Source organism: Streptomyces crystallinus, assembly GCF_039521265.1.
GTDB classification, from domain to species: domain Bacteria; phylum Actinomycetota; class Actinomycetes; order Streptomycetales; family Streptomycetaceae; genus Streptomyces; species Streptomyces crystallinus.
Map to the genome: position 1 here is coordinate 172,622 of NZ_BAAACA010000066.1, position 19,326 is coordinate 191,947.

The following is a 19,326-nucleotide window of genomic DNA, read 5'->3' on the forward strand; positions in this document are numbered from 1 at the left end:
ATGGTCGGGTACGGAGGGCTCCGCTCAAAATCACGCGGATTTGTCCCGCAGGGCGGCCCCCTCAACCGGAAAAGGTTCGTCCGCTTCGCTCTCGGACCGGGGAATCTGCGTGGCCGCCACCAGAGGCACCTGTGGCCCCATGGACTCGCGCAGCCAGCGCCGCAGCACGTGGTGCACCTGCTCGGCGCCCACCAGCGGCCCCGCGTCCGGGACCGGCGCCGACAGCTCGCGCGGCGACAGCAGGAACGGGCGCCCCTGCTCGCCGCCGAGGCCGCCGTGCGAGCCGATCTGCTCCTCGAAGGCGTGCACCTCGCCGGTGACCGGGTCGTACATGGAGTTGACCATGATGTCGGCGGTGTGCGGGAAGGTGTCGGTGCGCCGCACGGCCTCGGCGGCCCCCGGCCCGAACCCGGTCAGCGGGCCCTTGTCGTCCTGAAGTTCGGCGATCGGCACCTCCTGGATCCGCTCGCCTGCCGCGCCCCCGATGACCACCGCGCCGCACTCCTCGCTGCGCACCAGCAGGAACCCGATGCCGGGGTGCCCGGCGAGGGTGCGCAGCAGCGCGGGGTGGCGGCGGTCGATCTCCTCACGGCTGAGCCGCCCCGCGGTGTCCGGGAAGGAGACGAGCCCGAGGTTGCCGGAGGCCAGCACGATCGGGTCGGAGGCGGGCCCCGGCTCGCCGCCATGCGGAACCGGCCGGTGCAGGGCCACCCGCACCGCGTCGCGCGCCTCCGCGCCGCTCTTGGTGCGCCCGGCGCTGCGCGGCACGGGCAGCCCGCACCCGGCCCGCACCAGGTCCTTCAGGGTCAGCCCGTAGGCACTCGCGAACGTCTCGCCGGGGCTCTGCCCGTGGTCGGAGAGCAGCACGATCCGGTATGCGCGCGGGGCGTGCTCGGCGACCTTGGCGAGCAGCGCGATCGAGCGGTCCAGCCGCTCCAGGACCTTCTGGGCGTCCCGGCCGCGCGGCCCGGAGTGGTGGGCGACCTCGTCGTACGCCACCAGGTCGGCGTAGACCGCGGTGCGCCCGGCGAGCATGTCGCCGAGCACCGCCGCGACCACCACATCGCGCTCGACGACCGTCGCGAACGCCCGGATGAACGGGTAGAGCCCGCCGCGCCGCACCCGTGGCGCGTCCCCGCGCAGCCGGGCGCGGGTGGACTGGCCGATCTCGCGGCCGACCTCGGCGACGAAGGAGAGCGCGGTGCGCACCGCGTTGGCGGGGTCCGAGAAGTACGCGAAGTAGCCCGCGCGGGAGCGGTTGCGGCGGCCGCGCCGGGCCGCCATCGACAGGACCAGGGCGAGCTGGTCGGCGCCGCCGGAGAAGAGGTTGCCCCGGCTGGCGCCGTCGACGGTGAGCAGTCCCCCGTCGCCGGTGCGCTGCACCGCGCGGCGCTGGAGCTCCACCGCGGAGGCGGGCCGGTTGGAGACCATCAGCTCGCCGCTCTCCTTCTCGTACCAGCGGAAGGCCGGCACGTCGAAGGTGCAGCCGTGCAGGATGCCCAGCTGGCTGGCGCCGGTCTGGCTGGACCAGTCGGTGTGCCAGGGGGTGAGCCGGTGGGTGGTCTCCAGCCAGCTGGCCACCGTGGGCATCAGACCGGCGGCGACCGCGTGGCACAGCACGTCGTGGCCGACGCCGTCGAGCTGGAGGAAGACCGTGCCGGGCGGCTCGGCGCCGCGGTCCTCGTCGCCGCGCCGGCGGCGGCGCCGGTCGGCGAGCCGGGAGAGCCTGCGCCGGTAGGCGTTGTCGTCCCGCACCGCGAGCGCGGTGGAGGTCGCCGAGGCGACGGCCGACATGGCGGCGGCCACCACCACCGCGGTCTCCGGCTGGGCCGCGCCGCGCCCGCTGGGGATCAGGCTCAGCGCGACCAGCAGCAGCGAGCCGTTGAGGAAGAACACCAGAAGGCCCAGGACCAGGGCCGGGACCAGCAGGAAGGCCCGCACCACCAGCGGCCACACCAGGGCAGAGAGCAGACCGAACGCCCCCGCGCCCCAGGCGGCCGTGAGCGCGACGCGGGTGACGCTGTCGCCGCCCGCCGACTTCAGCTGGAAGTCCGGCAGGATCCCCGCGAGCACCATCATGGTGAGCGTGGAGACCGCCCACACCACGACCACCCGTACCAGGGCGCTGCCCGCGGTCCGCCATCGCCCTGTGTTCACGCCGCTCGTCACTGCCTTCCGCCTAGCCGTTCCCTCCCAGCCTGTCACAGGGGTGGAAACCGGCCGACGCAATTGTCTGTGGGCGGGCGGCGGCCCGGGTCAGCAGCCGTCGTACCCGGCGGTCGGCATCGAGAGCCTGCGGTGGATGTGGGCCTTCTTGGCCGCGTCGTACGACGGTTCGTCCAGGCCGGCCGTCTCCAGCCGCACCCCGCGCCGCTCGCACTCGGCGGAGAAGTCCGCCACCGACGTCAACGCCCGCTCCAGGACGCGCTCGTTGGGCGCGACGAAGAGGTCCACCTGGCCCGCTTCCACGTCCGCCCACAGGCCGAGGTGGTCGGGGCGCAGTCCGTAGAAGAGCAGCTGGCGGGTGACCACGTACCCCTTGTCGGCGGCCCAGCGCGCGCACATCTCGTGCTGGCTGCGGGTGTCCACCAGGAAGGGATCCAGGTCGAGTTCCTCCAGCGGGGTCAGACTGGCGATCGCCGCCACTCGCACGTCACCCATGACCGACCCCCATGCCCTTCGTTGTGGTGCCGACCCTACTCCTGGTTCAGGGCGGCGAGGAGTAGCCGCAGGAGTGGCAGATCTTCCAGCCGTCCTGGGTCACCGCGAGTATCCCGCCGCAGCGCGGGCACTGCTCAGAGTGCATGATCATGCCGGGCCTTCCCTTCGTGCACCGATGCCTACCCGGACTCCGTCCTGTGCGCCCCACGACACTTAGGCTCGTACCCAACAGCGCGCACGGTGGTTTTCGAGCGGAGGAGATTTTCGGTGCCGGTGGAGATCACCTGGTGGGGGCATGCCACCTGCACGGTCGAGGACTCCGGGGTACGGGTGCTCACCGACCCGCTCTTCGCCCGCCGCCTGGCGCATCTGCGCAGGCGGCGGGGGGCGGTGCCGCCGCCGGACGCGGCCGTCGCCGAGGTCGTCCTCGTCTCGCATCTGCACTCCGACCATCTGCACCTGCCCTCGCTGGCCCAGCTCCCGCCCGGCACCCGGCTGGTGCTGCCGCACGGCGCGGTCCGGGCCGTGCCGGGCTTGCGCAGGCTGGGGCTGCGGCTGACCGAGGTGCGGGCCGGGGACCTCGTCGAGGCCGGTGACCTGCGGATCCGTGCGGTGAGCGCGCGCCACGACGGGCGGCGGCTGCCGTTCGGGCCGCATCGCGCGTCCGCGCTCGGCTATGTCGTCGAGGGCCAGGCGCGCACCTACTTCGCCGGGGACACGGGGCTGTTCGACACGATGGCCGAGGAGGTGGGCCCGGTCGACGTGGCGCTGCTGCCGGTGGGCGGCTGGGGGCCGTATCTGGGCCCGGGCCATCTGGACGCGGGCCGGGCTGCCGAGGCCCTGGCACGGCTCGGGGCGCGGGCGGCGATTCCGGTGCACTACGGCACGTACTGGCCGATCGGGCTCGACGGGGTGCGCCCGCACGAGTTCCACGCGCCCGGCGAGGACTTCGTCCGCCACGCGGCCCGGCTCGCGCCCGGGGTGCGGGTGCACCGGCTGACGCACGGCGAGAGCGTACGGCCCGAGGTCGCCCGGTGATCGCGGCGGTCCTGGCGCGGGCGGCGGGCCAGGTGCCGGCCGAGTCGACCCAGCAGGCGCTCGGCTATCCGTCCCTGTTCATCCTGGTGGTGCTCGGCTCGCTGGTGCCGGTGGTGCCCACCGGGGCGCTGGTGTCGACGGCGGCGGTGGTCGCCTTCCACCAGACCGCGTGGTTCTCGCTGCTGCTGGTCTTCGGGGTGGGCGCGCTCGCCGCGTTCCTGGGGGACGTCGGGCTGTACTGGCTGGGGCAGCGCGGGGTGCGCTCGCACAGCGGGTCGCGGTGGCTGGCGGCGCTGCGGGACCGGGCGGCGCCGGACCGCCTGGAGCAGGCCCAGGAGAAGCTGAACCGGCACGGGGCGGCGGTCCTGGTCCTTTCCCGGCTCGTCCCGGCGGGCCGGATCCCGGTGATGCTGGCGTGTCTGCTCGGCGGCATGCCGCTGCGCACCTTCGTCCGCGGCGACGTGCCCGCGTGTGTGGCCTGGGCCGGCGCGTACGGACTGATCGGCATCCTGGGCGGCTCGCTCTTCCCGGAGCCGTGGCAGGGCGTGGTCGCGGCGGTGGTGCTGACGGTCGTGATCAGCGGGGCCCCGACGGTGTGGCGCCGGCTGCGGCACGGGGCGCACGCGGAACCGGCCGAGGCCCCGCACCCCAAGTAGCCGAAAGCGGGTGTGGCGGCTGCGGTCACGCCCGAGTTCACAGCCCGTCGAGCGCCTCCTCGAACGCGGCCAGCGCCCGCCGTACGTGCGGCAGTTCCAGCGGGTCCGCCGCGTCCAGCGTCCCCGCCCACTCCTCCTCACTCGTCCCGAGCAGCGGGCCCGTGGCGAGCCGGGCGCGCAGGGCGCCCAGTTCGTCGCCGAAGCGGTGGCCGCCCGGGGCCGGGGCGCCGAGCCGGGCGGTCAGAAGCTCCTCCAGCTCCATCGAGTCGGTGACCCCGCGTGCGGCCAGCCGGTTGCGGAGGGGGCCGAGGTCGGCGTAGAGGTGGCGGCCCGCCTGCGGGGGCCGGGCGAAGGCCCCGGCGGCCAGGACCAGCCGGTGGGCCTCGGCGGCGACGGCGCCGTGCAGCGCGGCCGCCCGGCGCATCCGTACCGCCACCGGGTCCGGCTCGCCCAGGGCGTACGCGGCGGCCACGGCGACCGGGCCCGCCACGACCGAGCCCAGCGCCGTGAGGACGTCGAGGGTGCGGGCCCGGCGTTGGGCGCCGCGCTCGGTGGCCGGGAAGCGGGCGACGGCGGCGGGCCACCCGGCGGGGGTGAGCGCGCCCGACAGGTCGGACAGGACGGTGACGTCGTCCGGGCACATCTCGGCCGGGCTGAACAGGACCGTGTCGTGCGGCCGGTGCAGGGTGTCGCGCCAGGTCTCGTCGCTGATGATGTGCAGCCCCTCCCCCACGGCCGCCTCGCACGCCTCCCGTACGGTCTCCGGCGGCGCGACCGTCGCGGTCGGGTCGTCGGCGACGGAGAGCACCAGGAGCCGGGGCACCCCGCCCTCGGTGCGCACCCGGCGCACGGTCTCCAGCAGCGCGAACGGGTCGGGGACGCCGCCGCACTCCGCCGGGGTCGGCACATGGTAGGCGGGCCGCCCCAGCAACCGGGCCTGCGGGGTCCACCAGGCCGGACAGGGACGGGGCAGCAGCACGTCGCCCCCGTACGAGGCGAGCAGCGCGAACAGCAGCGGCTGGGCGCCGGGCGCGGCGGCCACCAGGTCGGGCTCAGCGCGCAGTCCGCGCCGCCCCCAGTGGCCGCACGCGGCCGCGCGCAGCTCCAGGCCGCCGCCGGGCGGCTCGGGAGCGGTGCGCCGGGCCGCGCCCGCCAGGACCCCGGCCAGCGCGGGCAGGACGGGCAGCCCGGTGCCGGGCGCGGGTGGTCCGTAGCGGACGGGTCCCCGGCCTTCCGCCACCGTCCCGTGCATGCGCCGCCTCCTTCGCGCCCCGCGGTCCGCCGTTTCGGGCCCTTGAGCCCTTTATACGGACGTTTGCTCAGCGGCGCCGCTCCGCACGCGTACCCGCGCGGGCCGGATCGATCCCCGGCACGCGGCCGTCAGGCGGGGCGGGTGAGGGCGGCGAGCTCGTCCTCCAGGCCGCGGCCCTTGGTGCGCACCACGCCCTCGGCGACCTCGGACAGCTTGCGGTTGGCGTGCTGCGAGACGGTGCGCAGCAGCGCGAACGCCTCCGGGGCATCACAGCCGAGCACATGCATCACGATACCGCTGGCCTGGTCGATCACCGGGCGGGAGCGCAGCGCCGTCTCCAGCTGCTCCACCTCGGCGAGCGCCGCGTGGTAGCGGCGGTCGCGGACGAGCCCCGCGGTGGTCTCCTCGCCGAGGATGCGCACGGCGCCGCCCATGGCGTCGTCGAGCGAGCCGGGGCGGAAGCTGTAGAGGCTGAGGGTGACTTCGATGCCGGAGCGGCGGAAGGGAAGGGTGACACAGGACCGTACGCCCGACTTCAGGGCGAGGGCTCGGTATCCGGGCCAGCGCCGCTCCGTCAGCAGGTCCTCGGTGTCCACTGGGGCGCCGACGTCCAGCGCGGTCGGGATCGGCCCCTCGCCGCAGGCCAGCTGGACGCCGGCGAGGGGGTCGAGGTCCGGGTGGGTGGCGGTGACCCGGCGATCGGCTCCGCTGTCGGCGAGGGTGGCGACGGCGCCGCAGGAGGCGGGCGCGCAGCGCACCGACTGCTCGGCGAGCCGGGAGAGCCGGCCCACGGGCGAGACGGAGTGCGGTCGTTGACGTTCCGGCTCGGAGAACATGGGAGAACCTCCTGAACGGCGCTTTCCCCGGCCCCGGCCCGGGAAACGGTACGAGCGGCTAACTTGCTGGTATGACGCGGACTGCGGACGAATTCGGCGAGGAACTGGCGGACTTCGTCAGACGGGTGGGCGAGCTGCGCACCGCGCGCTCACAGGACGTCGGGGAGCAGCTCCTGGACGCCGCGCTCTTCGAACTCCAGCACGTGGCCGACCGGTTGTGGCCCCGGTACGAGCAGTGCGTCGCCGACGCCGCGGGCGCGGCCGGCTCGCCGGGCGACCGGCAGGAGCGGCTGCTGCTGAAGGCGCTCTTCCAACGGCTGCCGCTGCCGGTGGTCCTGGTCGACCGCGAGACCGTGGTGCGCCGGCTGAACTTCGCGGCCACCGGGCTGACCGGGGCCCGCGCGGGCTACGCCGCCGGACGGCCGCTGGCGTCCTGGCTGACGCCCGGCGACCGCGGCGCGTTCCGCTCCCAGGTGGCGGCCGTGGCCCGCGGCGAGGGCGACCGCGGCCTGACCCTGCGCCTCCAGCAGCGCCCCGAGGAGCCGCTGCTGGCCACCCTCACCGCGCTGCGGCCGCCGGACGAGCCGCACCCGGCCGTCCTGGTGGTCTTCCAGGCGGGGCGGTCCGGGACGGCCTCGGCCGCCGCCCCGGCGCCCGAGGTGGCCGATCTGGACGAGTCGACGCGGCACGCCCGGCTGATGGACCTGGTGGACACGATGGCGGCGGCGCTGCTGCGGCTGCCGCCGGGCGAGGGCACCGAGGTGCTGGGGACGGCCGCCCGGGTGCTGTGCGGGCGCTTCGCCCAGTGGGTGATCGCCGATGTGGTGGAGGGCGGGGTGCGGCGGGTCGCCGTCCTCGGCCCGGCGGCCGCCGAGGACGCCGAGCTGCGCCGCGCGGTGGCCGGGCAGGACCCGGCGAGGGCCCCACTGGTGGCGGAGGCCGCGCGGGCCGGGGCCACCTCGCTCCAGGTGCAGCCGGAGGACACCGACGGCTTCGGTCACGACCCCTCGGGCGCGCCGGTGCTGGCCCGCGCGGGCGTGACGTCACTGCTGTGCGTACCGCTCGGCGCGCCCGGCCCCGTACAGGGAGTGCTCACGCTCTTCCGTACGGGGCCGACGCGGCCGTTCTCCATGGCCGAGGCGCAGGCGATGGATGTGATGGCCCGTCATGTGGCGCTGGCTATGCGGCGTCCCGGTCCACCGGCCGATGAGCGGCCGGAGCCTGCTCCCGCAGGGCCTGGTCCCGCAGCCGAGTGCAGCAGCGACTGATCAGCCGGGAGACGTGCATCTGGGAGATGCCCAGGTCCTCGGCGATGCTGCTCTGCGTCATGTCGCGGAAGAACCGCATGTAGAGGATCTGCCGCTCCCTCGGCGGCAGCCGCCGCAGACCCGGTTTCACGGACTCGCGGTCGACGACGACGTCGAGCGCCGGGTCGGGCGCGCCCAGCGAGTCGCTGAGGGTGTAGCCGTCCTCGGCGCCCGGCAGTTCGGCGTCGAGGGAGAGCGCGGAGAAGCTGTCCAGGGCTTCCAGACCGGCCTTGACCTCGTCCTCGGTCATCCCGGTGTGGGCGGCGATGTCCGCCGCGGTGGGATTGCGGGTGCCCGCGGTCTGCATGAGCTCCTGGCGGGCGGCGCGGACCCGGCCGCGCAGGTCCTGCACCCGGCGGGGCACGTGCAGGGTCCACATGTGGTCGCGGAAGTGGCGCTTGAGCTCGCCGGTGATGGTCGGCACGGCGAAGCTCTCGAACGCGGCGCCGCGCTCCGGGTCGTACCGGTCGACGGCCTTGACCAGGCCGAGGGCGGCGACCTGGCGCAGGTCGTCGAGGGCCTCGCCACGGTTGCGGAACCGGCCGGCCAGCCGCTCGGCCATCGGCAGCCAGGCCCGCACCAGCTCCTGGCGCAGGGCGTGCCGCTCGGGCCCGGCGGGCAGGGCGGCGAGACGGGTGAACGCGGCCGCGGTGTCGGGCGCGTCGTCGTGCGGGTGCTTGGCTGTTGCGGGTGCGTGCGTACGCATGCGGACAGCTCCCTGAACGGTGGAATCGGATGGTGGTCACCGCTGGGAAGGGGCTGCGCCGGGGACCCCGTCCTGAGCACGGGCACGCCCGGAGCGGACAGCCGCTCCCACGGACGTGCCTCCGGTCCGAAGCACGAGCTGCGCCTGCCCGGAGTCATCCGCTCCAAACTCCTCCGGTCGGGCATGGCCGGCGCGGGGCGGGGTACTGCGCCACAACCGGCTGCGACACAGAAGGGGCGAACAGCGATGGCACGGTACGTCCGGGAAGTCATGACGGCGGGGGTCGCGGCCGTGCGGCCGGACGCCTCGCTGGTCGAAGCCGCCCAGCTGATGCGCGCCCAGGACGTCGGGGATGTGCTGGTCGCCCGGGGCGACCGGCTGATCGGGGTGCTGACCGACCGGGACATCGCGGTGCGCGCGGTGGCGGACGGCGTCGACCCGCTGGCCGTCAGCGCCCAGTCCGTGTGCACCCGTTCACCGGTGTGCGTGGGGCCCGACGACGAGGTGGCGACGGCGCTGCGGCTGATGCGGCGGCACGCGGTGCGGCGGCTGCCGGTGGTCGAGGACGGTCGGCCGCTGGGCCTGGTGCGGCTGCGCGATGTCACCGCGCCCCAGGAGCCCCGTATCGCGCCGGCGGAGGTCGGCCGGGCGGCGCCGCGCGGTACCGAGGTGCCCCGGCAGGGCCGCCGCAGCGACGTGCCGGGACCCCCTCACTCTCCCTGATCTGCCGTCAGGCGGCCCGGCCCAGCATCGCGAGCAGCCGCGTCTGGGCGTCGGCCCCCTCGGGCACCTCGACGGGCGGGTCGAACAGGCTCGGGGGCAGTTGGTCGGCGTATCCGCCGAACTCCCGCGCCGCCGCGTCGACCAGGTCGTCCGGCAGCCGCTCGTCCGCCCCGATCGCCCGGGACAGGTCCCAGGAGTGCACCACGGCGTCCGCCACCATCTGCGAGCAGTAGGCGGCGGTGGGCGTCTTGCCGTACGAGAGGTCGACCGTGCCGTCCAGCGCGCCCGGCCCGGCGAACGCGGCCACCGCGGCGGCCCGGGCCTCCTCCCAGACGGCCACCGGGTCGGTGCCGAGGACGTCGCCGTCGAAGGCGTCGCCGACGTCCGCGATGGTGCGGCCCTGGGCGACCAGCGGCGGCACCCACAGCTGCTCGACGGCGAGATGGTTGACGAGGTCCCGCACGGTCCACTCGGCGCACGGCGTGGGCAGCTCCCACTGGTCGGGCCGGACGGCGTGGACACGGGAGCCGAAGAGGGCGACGGCCTCGCGGTGGCGGTCGAGGAGCCGGGCGTGGTCCGCAGGCGCTGGGGATTCCATGGGGCCACTCTGGCCGAGCGGGGCGTCCGGCTCAAGCACGATTGCGCTCGCGGCGCGCGGGTACCCATGGTCCATGTCTTTTCCGTCCCAGCCGTCCGAGCCGCCCGCCACCACCCGGTCGTTCTGGACCGGTGGCCTGCCCCGCCGCCTCAGTGACAAGGACCGCGCGCTGTTCCAGGTGGCCGCGGGCCGGAACTGGCCCGGCGCCCGCGCCGTGTTGCCCCGGCTGAGCCGGGCCGCCGACCACGGGCTGCTGTGGTTCGGCGCCGCCGCCGCGATGGCCGCCACCGGCTCGCCCCGGGCGCGCCGGGCCGCGCTGCGCGGGGTGGCCTCGCTGGCGCTGGCCTCGGCGACCGTGAACACGGTGGCCAAGCGGTCGGTGCGCAGACCCCGGCCGATACTGGAAATGGTTCCGCTGGTACGGCAGTTGAAGAGCCAGCCGATCACCACCTCCTTCCCGTCCGGGCACTCCGCCTCGGCGGCGGCCTTTGCGACCGGGGTGGCCCTGGAGTCGCTGGGCTGGGGCGCGCTGGTCGCTCCGGTCGCCTTCTCGGTGGCCGCCTCACGTGTGTACACGGGGGTCCACTATCCGGGTGACGTCGTGGTCGGCGCGGCCCTCGGCGTGGGCGCCGCGTTCGCGGTACGGGGTCTGGTGCCCACCCGGCGCCAGCTGCCCGCGCCCGGGCGGCCCTACACGGAAGCGCCCGCGCTGCCCGGCGGCGAGCACCTGGTGGTCGTGGTCAACGAGGCCTCCGGCACGGCCGCCGCGAAGGCCTCGGCGGTGCGTGACGCGCTGCCGCTGGCCGAGGTCATCGAGTGCGCCCCGGACGAGCTGACCGCGACCCTCGACAAGGCGGCCCGCAGCGGCCGGGCGCTCGGGGTGTGCGGTGGCGACGGCACGGTGAACCGGGCGGCGGTGGCGGCCGCCCGGCACGGTGTGCCGCTCGCGGTGTTCCCCGGCGGCACCCTCAACCACTTCGCGTACGACCTGGGCATCGAGGAGGTCCAGGACACCGCCCGCGCGTTGGAGGCGGGGGACGCGGTCAAGGTGGACCTGGGCCGGTTCACACCGGGCCCGGACGGCGCGGCCGCCGGGTACTTCGTGAACACCTTCAGCCTCGGCGTCTACCCGGAGCTGGTGCGGCTGCGCGAGCGCTGGTCGCCCCGGATCGGCAGCTGGCCGGCCGGGGTCCTCGCGGCGTACGAGGTGCTGCGCGGCGAGCGCCCCCTGGAGGCCGAGGTGCACGGCGAGCCGCACGCGCTGTGGCTGCTGTTCGCGGGCAACTGCATCTACCAGCGCCTCGGCCCGGCCCCGGCGCACCGCTACGACCTGGCCGACGGGCTGCTCGACGTCCGGGTGGTGCACGGCGGCCGGCTGCCCGGGCTGCGGCTGCTGGCGGCGGCGCTCGCCGGGCCGCTCAGCCGCTCCCCCGTCCACGCGGCCCGAAGGCTGCGCCGACTGCGGATCGGCGCGCTCGCGCCGCGTACCCCGGTGGCGTACGACGGGGAGGTCGCCCACATAGAGGGCGAGTTGACGGTCGACAAGCTGCCCGAGGCGCTGACGGTGTACCGGCCGCCGGTACGGGCGTGACGTGGGGGGGCCGGATAACCGGCCCCCCCACGTACTTCTCCTCAGAAAGCAGCCGCCGGTTACTCCGTGAAGGTGGCCCCCGGCTTCAGCAGCCGCAGCCGCTCGCTGAGCCCGGCGGCGGCGAACGCCTCGGTCAGGGTGTCCGCGCCCTCGCTGAAGTGACCCCAGTGCTCGAAGTGCAGCGGCACCACGTGGCGGGCGCCCAGGATCTGGGCGGCCTCGGCGGCGGCCTCGCTGGTCAGCGTCAGCGGGGCGCCGTCGAAGAGCGGGGTGCGGGCGGCCCCGGCGAAGAGCACGGCCACGTCGACCGGGCCGAAGCGCTCGGCGACCGCGCGGACGTGGTCCAGCGAGGCGTTGTCGCCGCTGACGTAGACGGTCGGCACCGCGTCGCCGTGCAGCACGAAGCCGGTGACCTCACCGGCCAGCGCCTCGGCGCCCTCGGGTCCGTGCAGCGCGGGCACACCGGTGATCCGCAGCCGCTCACCGAGCTCGTACGTCTCCCAGTTGGGCAGCGCCGTCACGGCGTCCCCGAGTCTGCCGTGCGCGGCCGGTGTCGACAGGACGAGCGGGACCCGGGCCAGATAGGCGCGCCCTGACTCGTCCAGGTTGTCGGGGTGCTGGTCGTGCGAGAGCAGGACCGCGTCCACCGCCCCGGTCTCGTCGGCCTCGACGGCCGGGCCGGCCGTCTTCACCAGCTTGCGGTTGCCGATCGGATAGTCGCCGGGGGCGTCGAAGGTCGGGTCGGTGACCAGCCGGAAGCCGCAGATCTCCACGACGGCGGTCGGCCCGCCCACGTACCGGATCGATACCTCACCCATAGTGCCCTCCCAAGTGATCTTCCTAGCTCGGCAGGGGTAACGCACCTGACGCTACGGCTTGTTCCACCCCGGCGGTAGTGCCGACTGGGCGGCCCGCGGCTGCCCCGGAGCGCGCCGGGCGGACGAGCCCGCGCTGTCCACATGTCGAAACACTCATCTCAATATCCGACATGGCGGCGTACGGTGGCCCTACCGACCGCACGTCGAGAGCGTCGAGAGAGGGAGCCGGTCATGCCGAAGGAGACCGCCGTCTACACGCACGGCCACCACGCGTCCGTACTGCGTTCGCACACCTGGCGCACCGCCGCCAACTCCGCCGCTTACCTCGTCGGTGAACTGCGTTCGGACGCACGGGTCCTGGACATCGGCTGCGGACCCGGCACCATCTCCGCCGACCTGGCCGCACTGGTCCCCGACGGCCACATCACCGCCGTCGACGCTGCGCCCGGCATCGTCGAGCAGGCGCGGGCGTACGCCGAGGAACGCGGGCAGTCCAACATGAGCTTCGCCGTCGCGGACGTCCACGCCCTCGACCACCCCGACGCCTCCTTCGACGTCGTCCACGCCCACCAGGTGCTGCAACACGTGGGCGACCCCGTTAGGGCGCTGCGCGAGATGCGCCGCGTCACCCGGCCGGGTGGTCTGGTCGCGGTGCGCGACAGCGACTACGGCGCCTTCACCTGGTTCCCCGAAGTCCCGGCCCTGGACACCTGGCTGGAGCTGTACCACCGGGTCGCCCGGGCCAACGGCGGCGAGCCCGACGCGGGCCGGCGGCTGCGGTCCTGGGCACGCGCGGCCGGGTTCACCGACATCACCTCCACCGCCACCACATGGTGTTTCGCCACACCCGAGGAGCGCGCGTGGTGGAGCGGGCTGTGGGCCGAGCGCACGGTGGCGTCGTCGTACGCGCGACTGGCGGTGGAGGGCGGCCACACCACCGAGGCGGGCCTCGCGGCGATCGCCGAGGGGTGGCGGGAGTGGGCGGCCGACGACGACGCGTGGTTCATGGTGCCCCACGGCGAGATCCTCTGCCGCGTGTGACGGTCACCAACTAGGCTCGTTCATATGGAGATCCTCGGAACGACCCTGCGTATCTGCGTCGACGACCTGGAGACCTCGGTGGCCTTCTACGAAGGGCTCACCAGGAGCAAAGCCCTGCGCTTCGAGCGCGGCGGGGTCTCGGTCGCCGCGGTCGGCTGCTTCCTGCTGATGAGCGGCCCGGAGTCGGAGCTGGAGATCCTGCGCAAGGTATCGGCCACGATCGCCGTGAAGGACGTCGAGGACGCCTACCGCGCCCTCACCGACGTGGGCGCCCACGTCATCGCGGGCCCGGTCCCGACCCCGGTGGGCCGCAACCTGATCGCGGTACATCCGGACGGGTCGGTGTTCGAGTACGTGGACCACAAGGGGTGAGTACGCGGACGGGGGCGCCCGTCAGGGGCGCGGGGAACTGCGCGACCAGCCACACCGCACCCGCAGACGAAAACGCGCCCCCTAATGCGGCGACGGCGAAGCCGGCCGCATCCGATACGCGTACCGGTCCGGCAACGGCTCATCCGTAAGACGCGCCCACACCTCGTCCAGCACCTCCGCCCCCTCCCGAAGATCCGCCACTTCGAACCCCGCGTCGAAGACGGCCCGCGCTCCGCCCAAGTCCCCCTCGGCCAACAGAATCTGAGCCTCCAGCAGCCGGAACGCCCCCCGCCCCTGCACAGGGGAACGCAACCGCTCCCACACCGCACGCGCGCCCGCGGGGCGCCCCGCCGCGAGCAGCGCCGTGATCGCCTCCCGCCCCAGCGCGGCGACCGCGGCCACCCAGTGCTCGCCCTCCCGCCGCTCCTCGCAGAGGTCGTCGAACGCCTCGGCGTACAGATCGGCGGCCCGGTCCACGTGGCCCGCGAGCCGGTCGGCGACCGCCAGACAGCGCAGCAGCGGCCAGCGCGAGGGCGCGAGCGGCAGCCCGCGCTCCCAGCTGCGCACGGCCTGCGCCCGGTCGCCCGCGTGCCACTGCGCGACCCCGAGGTGGTACTCGGTGAGCGGCGAGGCGGGCGCCGTCTCCAGCATGTCCCGCCAGTGCGGGGCCACCAGGGTCGGTCCCGGCGGGACGACCCGGCGCGGTTCGGGCAGCACCCCGGTGTGCAGCAACTCCAGCCACGGCGCCTGTTCCTCGCCCATGGCCGACTCGGCGAACGGCGTCCCGGGCAGCTTCAGGTTCCCCCGCAGCACCTCCAGCGCGCCCCACCCGGACCCGGTGGCGAGCGCCGTGGTGGGCTCGGTGTCGGCGTACGGGCGCCAGGCCGCGTACGCCTGCTCGACGCGCTCGCGCGGCAGCGCCGCCTCCAGCCGCCGCGCCACCTCCTCGCGGGCGGCCGGCCAGTCGTCTCCGTGCACCGGCCCGGGGGCCGCGGCGAGCGGGCCGTACGCCTCCAGCCAGGCGAACTCCCCGCCCGCCTCCAGCGGGATGTGCTCCAGCTGGGTGCGGGCCAGGCCCGCCTGGATCTCCGCGTAACCCGGGGTGCCGGGCTCGGTCAGCCACTGCTGCCAGCGCCGTCCGCCCCGGCCCGAGCCCCACAGGAACAGCTTGCGCCCGCGCAGCAGATCGGTCGACGTCTGGACCAGGCCCCGCCCGGACTCGTCGAGCGAGGCGATCCAGCGGCGCTCGCCGTCGGGCAGGTCGTAGAAGTAGTCGGCGGGGTACTCGCCGTTCAGCGGATACGTACGGTCGGCGCCGTCCCACTCGGGCACCGGCACCCGCCGCAGCGTACGGGCGTATCCGAAGTGCCAGGCGTGGTCGGCGGGAGCGAGGACACGGGTGCGCTCGGCCTCCTCCACCGCGATGTTGGACCACCAGTAGACGGGCGCGGGCCGCTCGTGCGGATTGCGTACGCGGACGCCCACGTACAGGAAGTCGGAGTCCTCGGGCAGCCAGAGGTCGACCTGGAACGGCAGGTCGCGCAGCCGCTCCCACTCCCACAGGCGCAGCATCTCGCCGCCGTCGGGGGCCGGGACGGCAGCCGCGTGCACGGGGGCGCAGGAGAGGGTGGTGTGGCCGGTGGCACCGATGTTCCACTCGATCCCGCCGGAGAACCAGGCGCCGTTGAGCGCGAAGTCGGCGGGCTGCAACACGGGGTTGACGTAGAGGAGTTCGCGGCCGGACGGCTTGTGGAAGAGGGAGCGGATCCGGCCGCCGAAGCCGGGCAGCACGGTGACGCGCAGCCGGGAGTTCTCCAGGACGAGGGTGTCGAGCTCGGTGGGGGTGCGGTCGCGGCCGTATCCGTCGAGGATCCGTACCGGCAGGACCGTTCGCAGCGGCTGGTGGCCGATCTGCCGGGCCATGTCGCGCGGCAGGCCCTCGCGGTCCTTCTCGTCGAGGGTGTGCACCTCGTCGAGCGGCCGCAGCGCGGGCAGCGGGTTGGGCTGCCCCAACGGGGCGGCGGGCAGGGTCAGTACGGAACGTCGCACGGTCGTGGCCAAGACACCCTCATTCCCTCGCGCGGCCGGCCGCCCCGTCCCCGCGGCCGCCCCGTGACCATGGAACACGGCGCGCGCCGCACTGACCAGAGGACCCCCTGGTCAGGATTGCGCAAAGGCGTCCGCGCGGCGGGCGTCCGTACGGCGGCGCATCAGCGGGGCTCGACCATCTCGGCCGTGATCGCCCAGCGCTGGTGGTCGCGCCAGGCGCCGTCGATGAAGAGGAAGTCCGGCGAGAAGCCCTCCAAGCGGTATCCGGCGCGGCGGACCAGGGCGATGGAGGCGGTGTTGGCGGGCTGGATGTTGACCTCCAGGCGGTGCAGTCCGAGCGTGCCGAACGCGTACCGGGTGACCAGGTCGAGCCCCTCGCCCATCAGCCCGCGCCCGACGGCGTGCGCGAAGGCGCCGTAGCCGAGGGCGCCGCTCAGGAACGCGCCCTGGACGATGTTGTTGATGTTGATGAACCCGGCGATCCTGCCGTCCTCGCGGGTGCAGACGAGGAAGCCCTGCCGGGTCGGGTCGTCCACCAGCCGTCCCGCGTACGCCGCGTACGCCTCGGGGTCGGTCGGCGGGAAGAGCCAGGGCGCGTGCAGCGCCCGGCTCTCGCGCGCGAGCGCGGTGAACTCCCCCGCGTCCCGCGGCGTGAAGTAGCGGATGCCCACGCGGGGGCCCTCGGCCAGGTACGTGATCTTGTCGGGCATCGGCTCAGGGTACTGGGCGCCCACGGACGGCCGTCAGGGCTCGGGGGGCGGGCGGCCGGGGGCGCTCGGGGTCACTTGCCCCGGAGCGACTCCACCAGCTTGTCGATGCGCCGCTGCCGCGTCTCGGGGCTCTTGGCGCTCTCGATCTCCCCCACCTGCTTGCGCTTGAGGCTGAAGGCCATCCGCTCGTACGCGCCGCGCAGCGCGGGGTCCGCGTCGAGCACGGCCGCGAGGTCCTCGGGCGCCTCCACCACGCGCGGCTCGTCGTCGAGCCGGAGGTCGACCTCGATCTCCTCGCCGAGGTCCACGCCGCTCGCCTCGCGGTTGGCCGCGCTGATGCCGATGAGGATCTGGCCGCGCATGGCGGCGACCCGGGTGCGCCAGGAGTGGCCGTTGATGTCGACGACCACCGGGGGCCGCTTGCCCTGGCCGAGTTCGTCGATGACCTCCTGCGGCACCTCGACGCCCAGCGCGTTGCCGGACGGGATGACCGTGGCCTTGAACTTCATGCTCGCACTCCTCGCCCGTGCCGTGTGTGGTGTCAACCGGTCACGATATACGGGGAGTCGCCGCGGCTCCGCCCGTTCTCACCGTCCCCGGCGGCGGATGAAGTAGCCGCCGCAGATCACCCCGACCACGAAGACCGCGAGCAGCGCCAGATAGAGCGGCATGGAGACCTCGGGGATCAGCAGCCGGATCTTGACCTCGCGGGTGTTCTCAAAGATGAAGACCAGGGCGAGGATCCCGATCACGATGACCGCGACCCGCGACGGTGTCAGGGCACCCCCGGCCCCGGTGCCGCCCTTCGTCCCGCCCGACGCGTCCTTGGGGCTCATGACCCGGCCCTTTCTGAGGTGCTTGGTCAGGGGTGCTTCGGTGGGTGGTGCCACCCCTTCCGTACAGGATGGGCGGATCCCGTACGGGAAGGGCTCCTGGAGTGGTCCGTACGGGTGAGCCGGGCATCCGGGGCCATGGCCCGCCCGGGCCGCCTTGTCAGACAAGTGGCGGCCGGGCCATGCTTGCGGCATGGCAGTCAGCGGACAGCAGCGCAGACCGGTCGTCGCCCTGTACGAGCGGATCGCCGACGCGATCCACGACGGCACCTATCCGCCGGGCTCCACCCTGCCCTCGGAGCCCCGGCTCGCGGGCGAGCTGGGGGTGAGCCGGCCGGCGCTGCGCGAGGCGCTGCTGCTGCTCCAGGAGGACGGGCTGCTCACCGTGCGCCGGGGGGTCGGGCGGACCGTGAACGACCGGCCGCCCCGGCGCGGCTTCGAGCAGCTCCAGCCGCTGGAGGAGCTGCTGGGCGCGGGCGGTCCGGTACGGGTGCGCGCCCTGTTGCGCAGCGTCGAGGAGCCGACCGACTTCACCACCCAGCATCTGCTCCCGACCGCCGGGGCGGAGTTGCGGTTCTGGGAGTCGGTGCTGGTCGGCGAGGCCTTGGCGGTGGCGCTGTGCCATGAGTGGGCCGCGCCCCAGGACGTGCTCGAACGGCTGCACCCGGCGTTCGCCGCCGCGCTGGCCGACGAGCCCGCCCGCTCGATGCTGGCGGTGCTGGCGGACGCCTCACGGGGGGTGGCACTGACCGCGCACAGCGGGGTGACGGCGACCCTGCTCGGCCGCCGCCGGGGCGAGCAGCTGGAGCGCCCGGCCGAGACTCCCGCCGTCCTGGTCACGCAGGTCGTACGGGTGGCGGGCACCCCCGTCCTGGCCGCCAAGCACATGCTGCCGAGCGGGGCCCCGGCACTGCCGCTGCTCCAGAACGGCTAGCGACGGCGGCTGGGCCGCGGGCACGGCGGCCGGGGGTCGGAAGGGGCTGGCGGGCGGGGGCCGGAAGGGGCTGGCTGTCGGGGGCCGAGGATGTACACTCCCCGGTCATGCACTTGTCTGACAACCTCGCCGCCCAGCCCGTCGCCGACTGGATACGCCGCGCGCCCAAGGCCGTCCTGCACGACCACCTCGACGGTGGTCTGCGCCCCGCCACGATCGTGGAGCTGGCCCGCTCCTGCGGCTACGGCGGACTGCCGACCGAGGACCCGGCCGAGCTCGCGGTCTGGTTCCGCGACGCGGCCGACTCCGGTTCCCTGGAGCGCTATCTGGAGACCTTCGCCCACACCTGCGCGGTGATGCAGACCCGCGAGGCGCTGGAGCGGATCGCGGCCGAGTGCGCCGAGGACCTGGCGGCGGACGGGGTCGTCTACGCGGAGGTGCGGTACGCGCCCGAGCAACACCTGGAGCGCGGTCTCACCCTCGACGAGGTCGTCGACGCGGTGAACGCGGGCTTCCGCGAGGGCGAGCGCCGCACCGGCGGCCGGATCACCGTGCGCGCCCTGCTCACCGGGATGCGCCACACCGACCGCTCCCTGGAGATCGCCGAGCTGACCGTCGCCCACCGCGACCGCGGGGTGGCCGGGTTCGACATCGCGGGCGGCGAGATCGGCAACCCGCCGGCCCGCCACCTCCCCGCCTTCCAGCACCTGAAGCGGTCGAACTGCCACTTCACCATCCACGCGGGCGAGGCCGTCGGCGCCGAGTCGATCCACGAGGCCGTGCAGATCTGCGGCGCCGAGCGGGTCGGCCACGGGGTGCGGATCACCGACGACATCACGGTCCACGAGGACGGCACGGCGCAGCTAGGCCACCTCGCCTCGTATCTGCGCGACAACCGCATCGCCCTGGAGGTCTGCCCGACCTCCAACCTCCAGACGGGCGCGGCCAAGGACTACGCCTCGCACCCCATCGACCTGCTGCGCCGCCTCGGCTTCCGGGTGACCCTGAACACCGACAACCGGCTGGTCTCGGGCACCACCATGAGCGAGGAGTTCCAGCACATGGCGGACGCCTTCGGCTACGGGCCCGAGGTGTTCGAGCAGTTCACCGTCGCCGCCGTGGAGGCCGCGTTCCTGCCGCTGCCGGAGCGCCGACGCATTATCGACGAGCTGGTCCGCCCCGGCTACGCGGCCCTGTAACC

The 19,326-nt window shown here is 74.6% G+C and carries 20 protein-coding genes; 9 read left to right on the forward strand and 11 right to left on the reverse strand.

Features of this window, described 5'->3' with window-relative positions; all coding sequences use genetic code 11:
- Positions 1-30: 30 nt before the first annotated feature.
- On the reverse strand, positions 31-2,157 hold the full coding sequence (locus tag ABD236_RS34300; RefSeq protein ID WP_344081467.1) for a phage holin family protein: 2,127 nt from the start codon (positions 2,155-2,157) through the stop codon (positions 31-33).
- 99 nt (positions 2,158-2,256) lie between these two features.
- Positions 2,257-2,661: a hypothetical protein gene (locus ABD236_RS34305; RefSeq protein WP_344081470.1), complete on the reverse strand. Its 405-nt coding sequence runs from the start codon at positions 2,659-2,661 to the stop codon at positions 2,257-2,259.
- 267 nt (positions 2,662-2,928) lie between these two features.
- Between ABD236_RS34305 and ABD236_RS34310 the strand changes: the two genes are divergently transcribed.
- Positions 2,929-3,699 carry an MBL fold metallo-hydrolase gene (locus ABD236_RS34310; protein ID WP_344081473.1) on the forward strand — a complete coding sequence of 257 codons (771 nt, stop codon included), beginning with the start codon at positions 2,929-2,931 and terminating at the stop codon, positions 3,697-3,699.
- Positions 3,699-4,355: a DedA family protein gene (locus tag ABD236_RS34315; protein WP_344081870.1), complete on the forward strand. Its 657-nt coding sequence runs from the start codon at positions 3,699-3,701 to the stop codon at positions 4,353-4,355. Before ABD236_RS34310 ends, ABD236_RS34315 begins: the two co-directional genes overlap by 1 nt.
- Before the next feature lie 37 nt (positions 4,356-4,392).
- Here ABD236_RS34315 and ABD236_RS34320 read toward each other — a convergent pair whose 3' ends face one another.
- Positions 4,393-5,607: an aminotransferase class I/II-fold pyridoxal phosphate-dependent enzyme gene (locus tag ABD236_RS34320; RefSeq protein WP_344081476.1), complete on the reverse strand. Its 1,215-nt coding sequence runs from the start codon at positions 5,605-5,607 to the stop codon at positions 4,393-4,395.
- 128 nt (positions 5,608-5,735) lie between these two features.
- Positions 5,736-6,443 carry an ANTAR domain-containing response regulator gene (locus ABD236_RS34325; RefSeq protein ID WP_344081479.1) on the reverse strand — a complete coding sequence of 236 codons (708 nt, stop codon included), beginning with the start codon at positions 6,441-6,443 and terminating at the stop codon, positions 5,736-5,738.
- A 71-nt stretch (positions 6,444-6,514) separates the two neighbouring features.
- Here ABD236_RS34325 and ABD236_RS34330 point away from each other — a divergent pair, with 71 nt between their 5' ends.
- The gene (locus tag ABD236_RS34330; RefSeq protein ID WP_344081482.1) at positions 6,515-7,711 is read left to right on the forward strand and encodes a PAS domain-containing protein; all 1,197 of its coding nucleotides are present in this window, start codon (positions 6,515-6,517) and stop codon (positions 7,709-7,711) included.
- Here ABD236_RS34330 and ABD236_RS34335 read toward each other — a convergent pair.
- Positions 7,623-8,456: an RNA polymerase sigma factor SigF gene (locus ABD236_RS34335; protein WP_344081485.1), complete on the reverse strand. Its 834-nt coding sequence runs from the start codon at positions 8,454-8,456 to the stop codon at positions 7,623-7,625. The two genes, ABD236_RS34330 and ABD236_RS34335, sit on opposite strands and share 89 nt — an antisense overlap.
- 246 nt (positions 8,457-8,702) lie before the next feature.
- Between ABD236_RS34335 and ABD236_RS34340 the strand changes: the two genes are divergently transcribed.
- Positions 8,703-9,179 (forward strand): CBS domain-containing protein, encoded by a 477-nt coding sequence (locus tag ABD236_RS34340; protein ID WP_344081488.1) that lies wholly within the window; start codon positions 8,703-8,705, stop codon positions 9,177-9,179.
- 7 nt (positions 9,180-9,186) lie between these two features.
- Here the strand turns inward: ABD236_RS34340 and ABD236_RS34345 are convergent, their stop codons facing one another.
- Positions 9,187-9,777, reverse strand: a complete 591-nt coding sequence (locus ABD236_RS34345; protein ID WP_344081491.1) for a TIGR03086 family metal-binding protein — start codon at positions 9,775-9,777, stop codon at positions 9,187-9,189.
- Positions 9,778-9,850: 73 nt separating this feature from the next.
- On the opposite strand from ABD236_RS34345, the gene ABD236_RS34350 reads away from it, so the two are divergent.
- A complete protein-coding gene (locus tag ABD236_RS34350; protein ID WP_344081495.1) occupies positions 9,851-11,368 on the forward strand; it encodes a bifunctional phosphatase PAP2/diacylglycerol kinase family protein in 1,518 nt (505 codons plus the stop codon).
- A 59-nt stretch (positions 11,369-11,427) separates the two neighbouring features.
- Here the strand turns inward: ABD236_RS34350 and ABD236_RS34355 are convergent, their stop codons facing one another.
- Entirely contained in the window at positions 11,428-12,186 is a 759-nt protein-coding gene (locus tag ABD236_RS34355) for an MBL fold metallo-hydrolase (protein WP_344081498.1), read from the reverse strand.
- Positions 12,187-12,417: 231 nt separating this feature from the next.
- On the opposite strand from ABD236_RS34355, the gene ABD236_RS34360 reads away from it, so the two are divergent.
- The gene (locus tag ABD236_RS34360; RefSeq protein ID WP_344081501.1) at positions 12,418-13,227 is read left to right on the forward strand and encodes a methyltransferase domain-containing protein; all 810 of its coding nucleotides are present in this window, start codon (positions 12,418-12,420) and stop codon (positions 13,225-13,227) included.
- Between the two features lie 24 nt (positions 13,228-13,251).
- Positions 13,252-13,599, forward strand: a complete 348-nt coding sequence (locus ABD236_RS34365) for a VOC family protein (RefSeq protein ID WP_344081505.1) — start codon at positions 13,252-13,254, stop codon at positions 13,597-13,599.
- An 81-nt stretch (positions 13,600-13,680) separates the two neighbouring features.
- On the opposite strand, the gene ABD236_RS34370 is transcribed toward ABD236_RS34365, so the two are convergent.
- The 4 genes from ABD236_RS34370 to ABD236_RS34385 form a co-directional block, all read right to left on the reverse strand.
- A complete protein-coding gene (locus tag ABD236_RS34370; protein ID WP_344081508.1) occupies positions 13,681-15,660 on the reverse strand; it encodes a DUF5107 domain-containing protein in 1,980 nt (659 codons plus the stop codon).
- Between the two features lie 149 nt (positions 15,661-15,809).
- Positions 15,810-16,358, reverse strand: a complete 549-nt coding sequence (locus ABD236_RS34375) for a GNAT family N-acetyltransferase (RefSeq protein WP_344081511.1) — start codon at positions 16,356-16,358, stop codon at positions 15,810-15,812.
- A gap of 71 nt (positions 16,359-16,429) precedes the next feature.
- Entirely contained in the window at positions 16,430-16,867 is a 438-nt protein-coding gene (locus tag ABD236_RS34380; RefSeq protein ID WP_344081514.1) for a YdeI/OmpD-associated family protein, read from the reverse strand.
- Positions 16,868-16,945: 78 nt separating this feature from the next.
- Positions 16,946-17,194 (reverse strand): lipopolysaccharide assembly protein LapA domain-containing protein, encoded by a 249-nt coding sequence (locus ABD236_RS34385; RefSeq protein ID WP_344081517.1) that lies wholly within the window; start codon positions 17,192-17,194, stop codon positions 16,946-16,948.
- Between the two features lie 190 nt (positions 17,195-17,384).
- Here ABD236_RS34385 and ABD236_RS34390 point away from each other — a divergent pair, with 190 nt between their 5' ends.
- Positions 17,385-18,125: a GntR family transcriptional regulator gene (locus ABD236_RS34390; RefSeq protein ID WP_344081520.1), complete on the forward strand. Its 741-nt coding sequence runs from the start codon at positions 17,385-17,387 to the stop codon at positions 18,123-18,125.
- A 107-nt stretch (positions 18,126-18,232) separates the two neighbouring features.
- The gene (locus ABD236_RS34395; protein ID WP_344081523.1) at positions 18,233-19,324 is read left to right on the forward strand and encodes an adenosine deaminase; all 1,092 of its coding nucleotides are present in this window, start codon (positions 18,233-18,235) and stop codon (positions 19,322-19,324) included.
- Positions 19,325-19,326 lie beyond the last annotated feature (2 nt).

Bases quoted from the DNA above. Each gene is read 5' to 3' on its own strand.
- ABD236_RS34325 (WP_344081479.1), bottom strand. From the start codon at position 6,443: ATGTTCTCCGAGCCGGAACGTCAACGACCGCACTCCGTCTCGCCCGTG.
- ABD236_RS34390 (WP_344081520.1), top strand. From the start codon at position 17,385: ATGGCAGTCAGCGGACAGCAGCGCAGACCGGTCGTCGCCCTGTACGAG.
- ABD236_RS34345 (WP_344081491.1), bottom strand. From the start codon at position 9,777: ATGGAATCCCCAGCGCCTGCGGACCACGCCCGGCTCCTCGACCGCCAC.
- ABD236_RS34395 (WP_344081523.1), top strand. From the start codon at position 18,233: ATGCACTTGTCTGACAACCTCGCCGCCCAGCCCGTCGCCGACTGGATA.
- ABD236_RS34360 (WP_344081501.1), top strand. From the start codon at position 12,418: ATGCCGAAGGAGACCGCCGTCTACACGCACGGCCACCACGCGTCCGTA.
- ABD236_RS34380 (WP_344081514.1), bottom strand. From the start codon at position 16,867: ATGAAGTTCAAGGCCACGGTCATCCCGTCCGGCAACGCGCTGGGCGTC.
- ABD236_RS34350 (WP_344081495.1), top strand. From the start codon at position 9,851: ATGTCTTTTCCGTCCCAGCCGTCCGAGCCGCCCGCCACCACCCGGTCG.
- ABD236_RS34365 (WP_344081505.1), top strand. From the start codon at position 13,252: ATGGAGATCCTCGGAACGACCCTGCGTATCTGCGTCGACGACCTGGAG.
- ABD236_RS34340 (WP_344081488.1), top strand. From the start codon at position 8,703: ATGGCACGGTACGTCCGGGAAGTCATGACGGCGGGGGTCGCGGCCGTG.
- ABD236_RS34375 (WP_344081511.1), bottom strand. From the start codon at position 16,358: ATGCCCGACAAGATCACGTACCTGGCCGAGGGCCCCCGCGTGGGCATC.
- ABD236_RS34355 (WP_344081498.1), bottom strand. From the start codon at position 12,186: ATGGGTGAGGTATCGATCCGGTACGTGGGCGGGCCGACCGCCGTCGTG.
- ABD236_RS34305 (WP_344081470.1), bottom strand. From the start codon at position 2,661: ATGGGTGACGTGCGAGTGGCGGCGATCGCCAGTCTGACCCCGCTGGAG.
- ABD236_RS34330 (WP_344081482.1), top strand. From the start codon at position 6,515: ATGACGCGGACTGCGGACGAATTCGGCGAGGAACTGGCGGACTTCGTC.
- ABD236_RS34320 (WP_344081476.1), bottom strand. From the start codon at position 5,607: ATGCACGGGACGGTGGCGGAAGGCCGGGGACCCGTCCGCTACGGACCA.
- ABD236_RS34335 (WP_344081485.1), bottom strand. From the start codon at position 8,456: ATGCGTACGCACGCACCCGCAACAGCCAAGCACCCGCACGACGACGCG.
- ABD236_RS34385 (WP_344081517.1), bottom strand. From the start codon at position 17,194: ATGAGCCCCAAGGACGCGTCGGGCGGGACGAAGGGCGGCACCGGGGCC.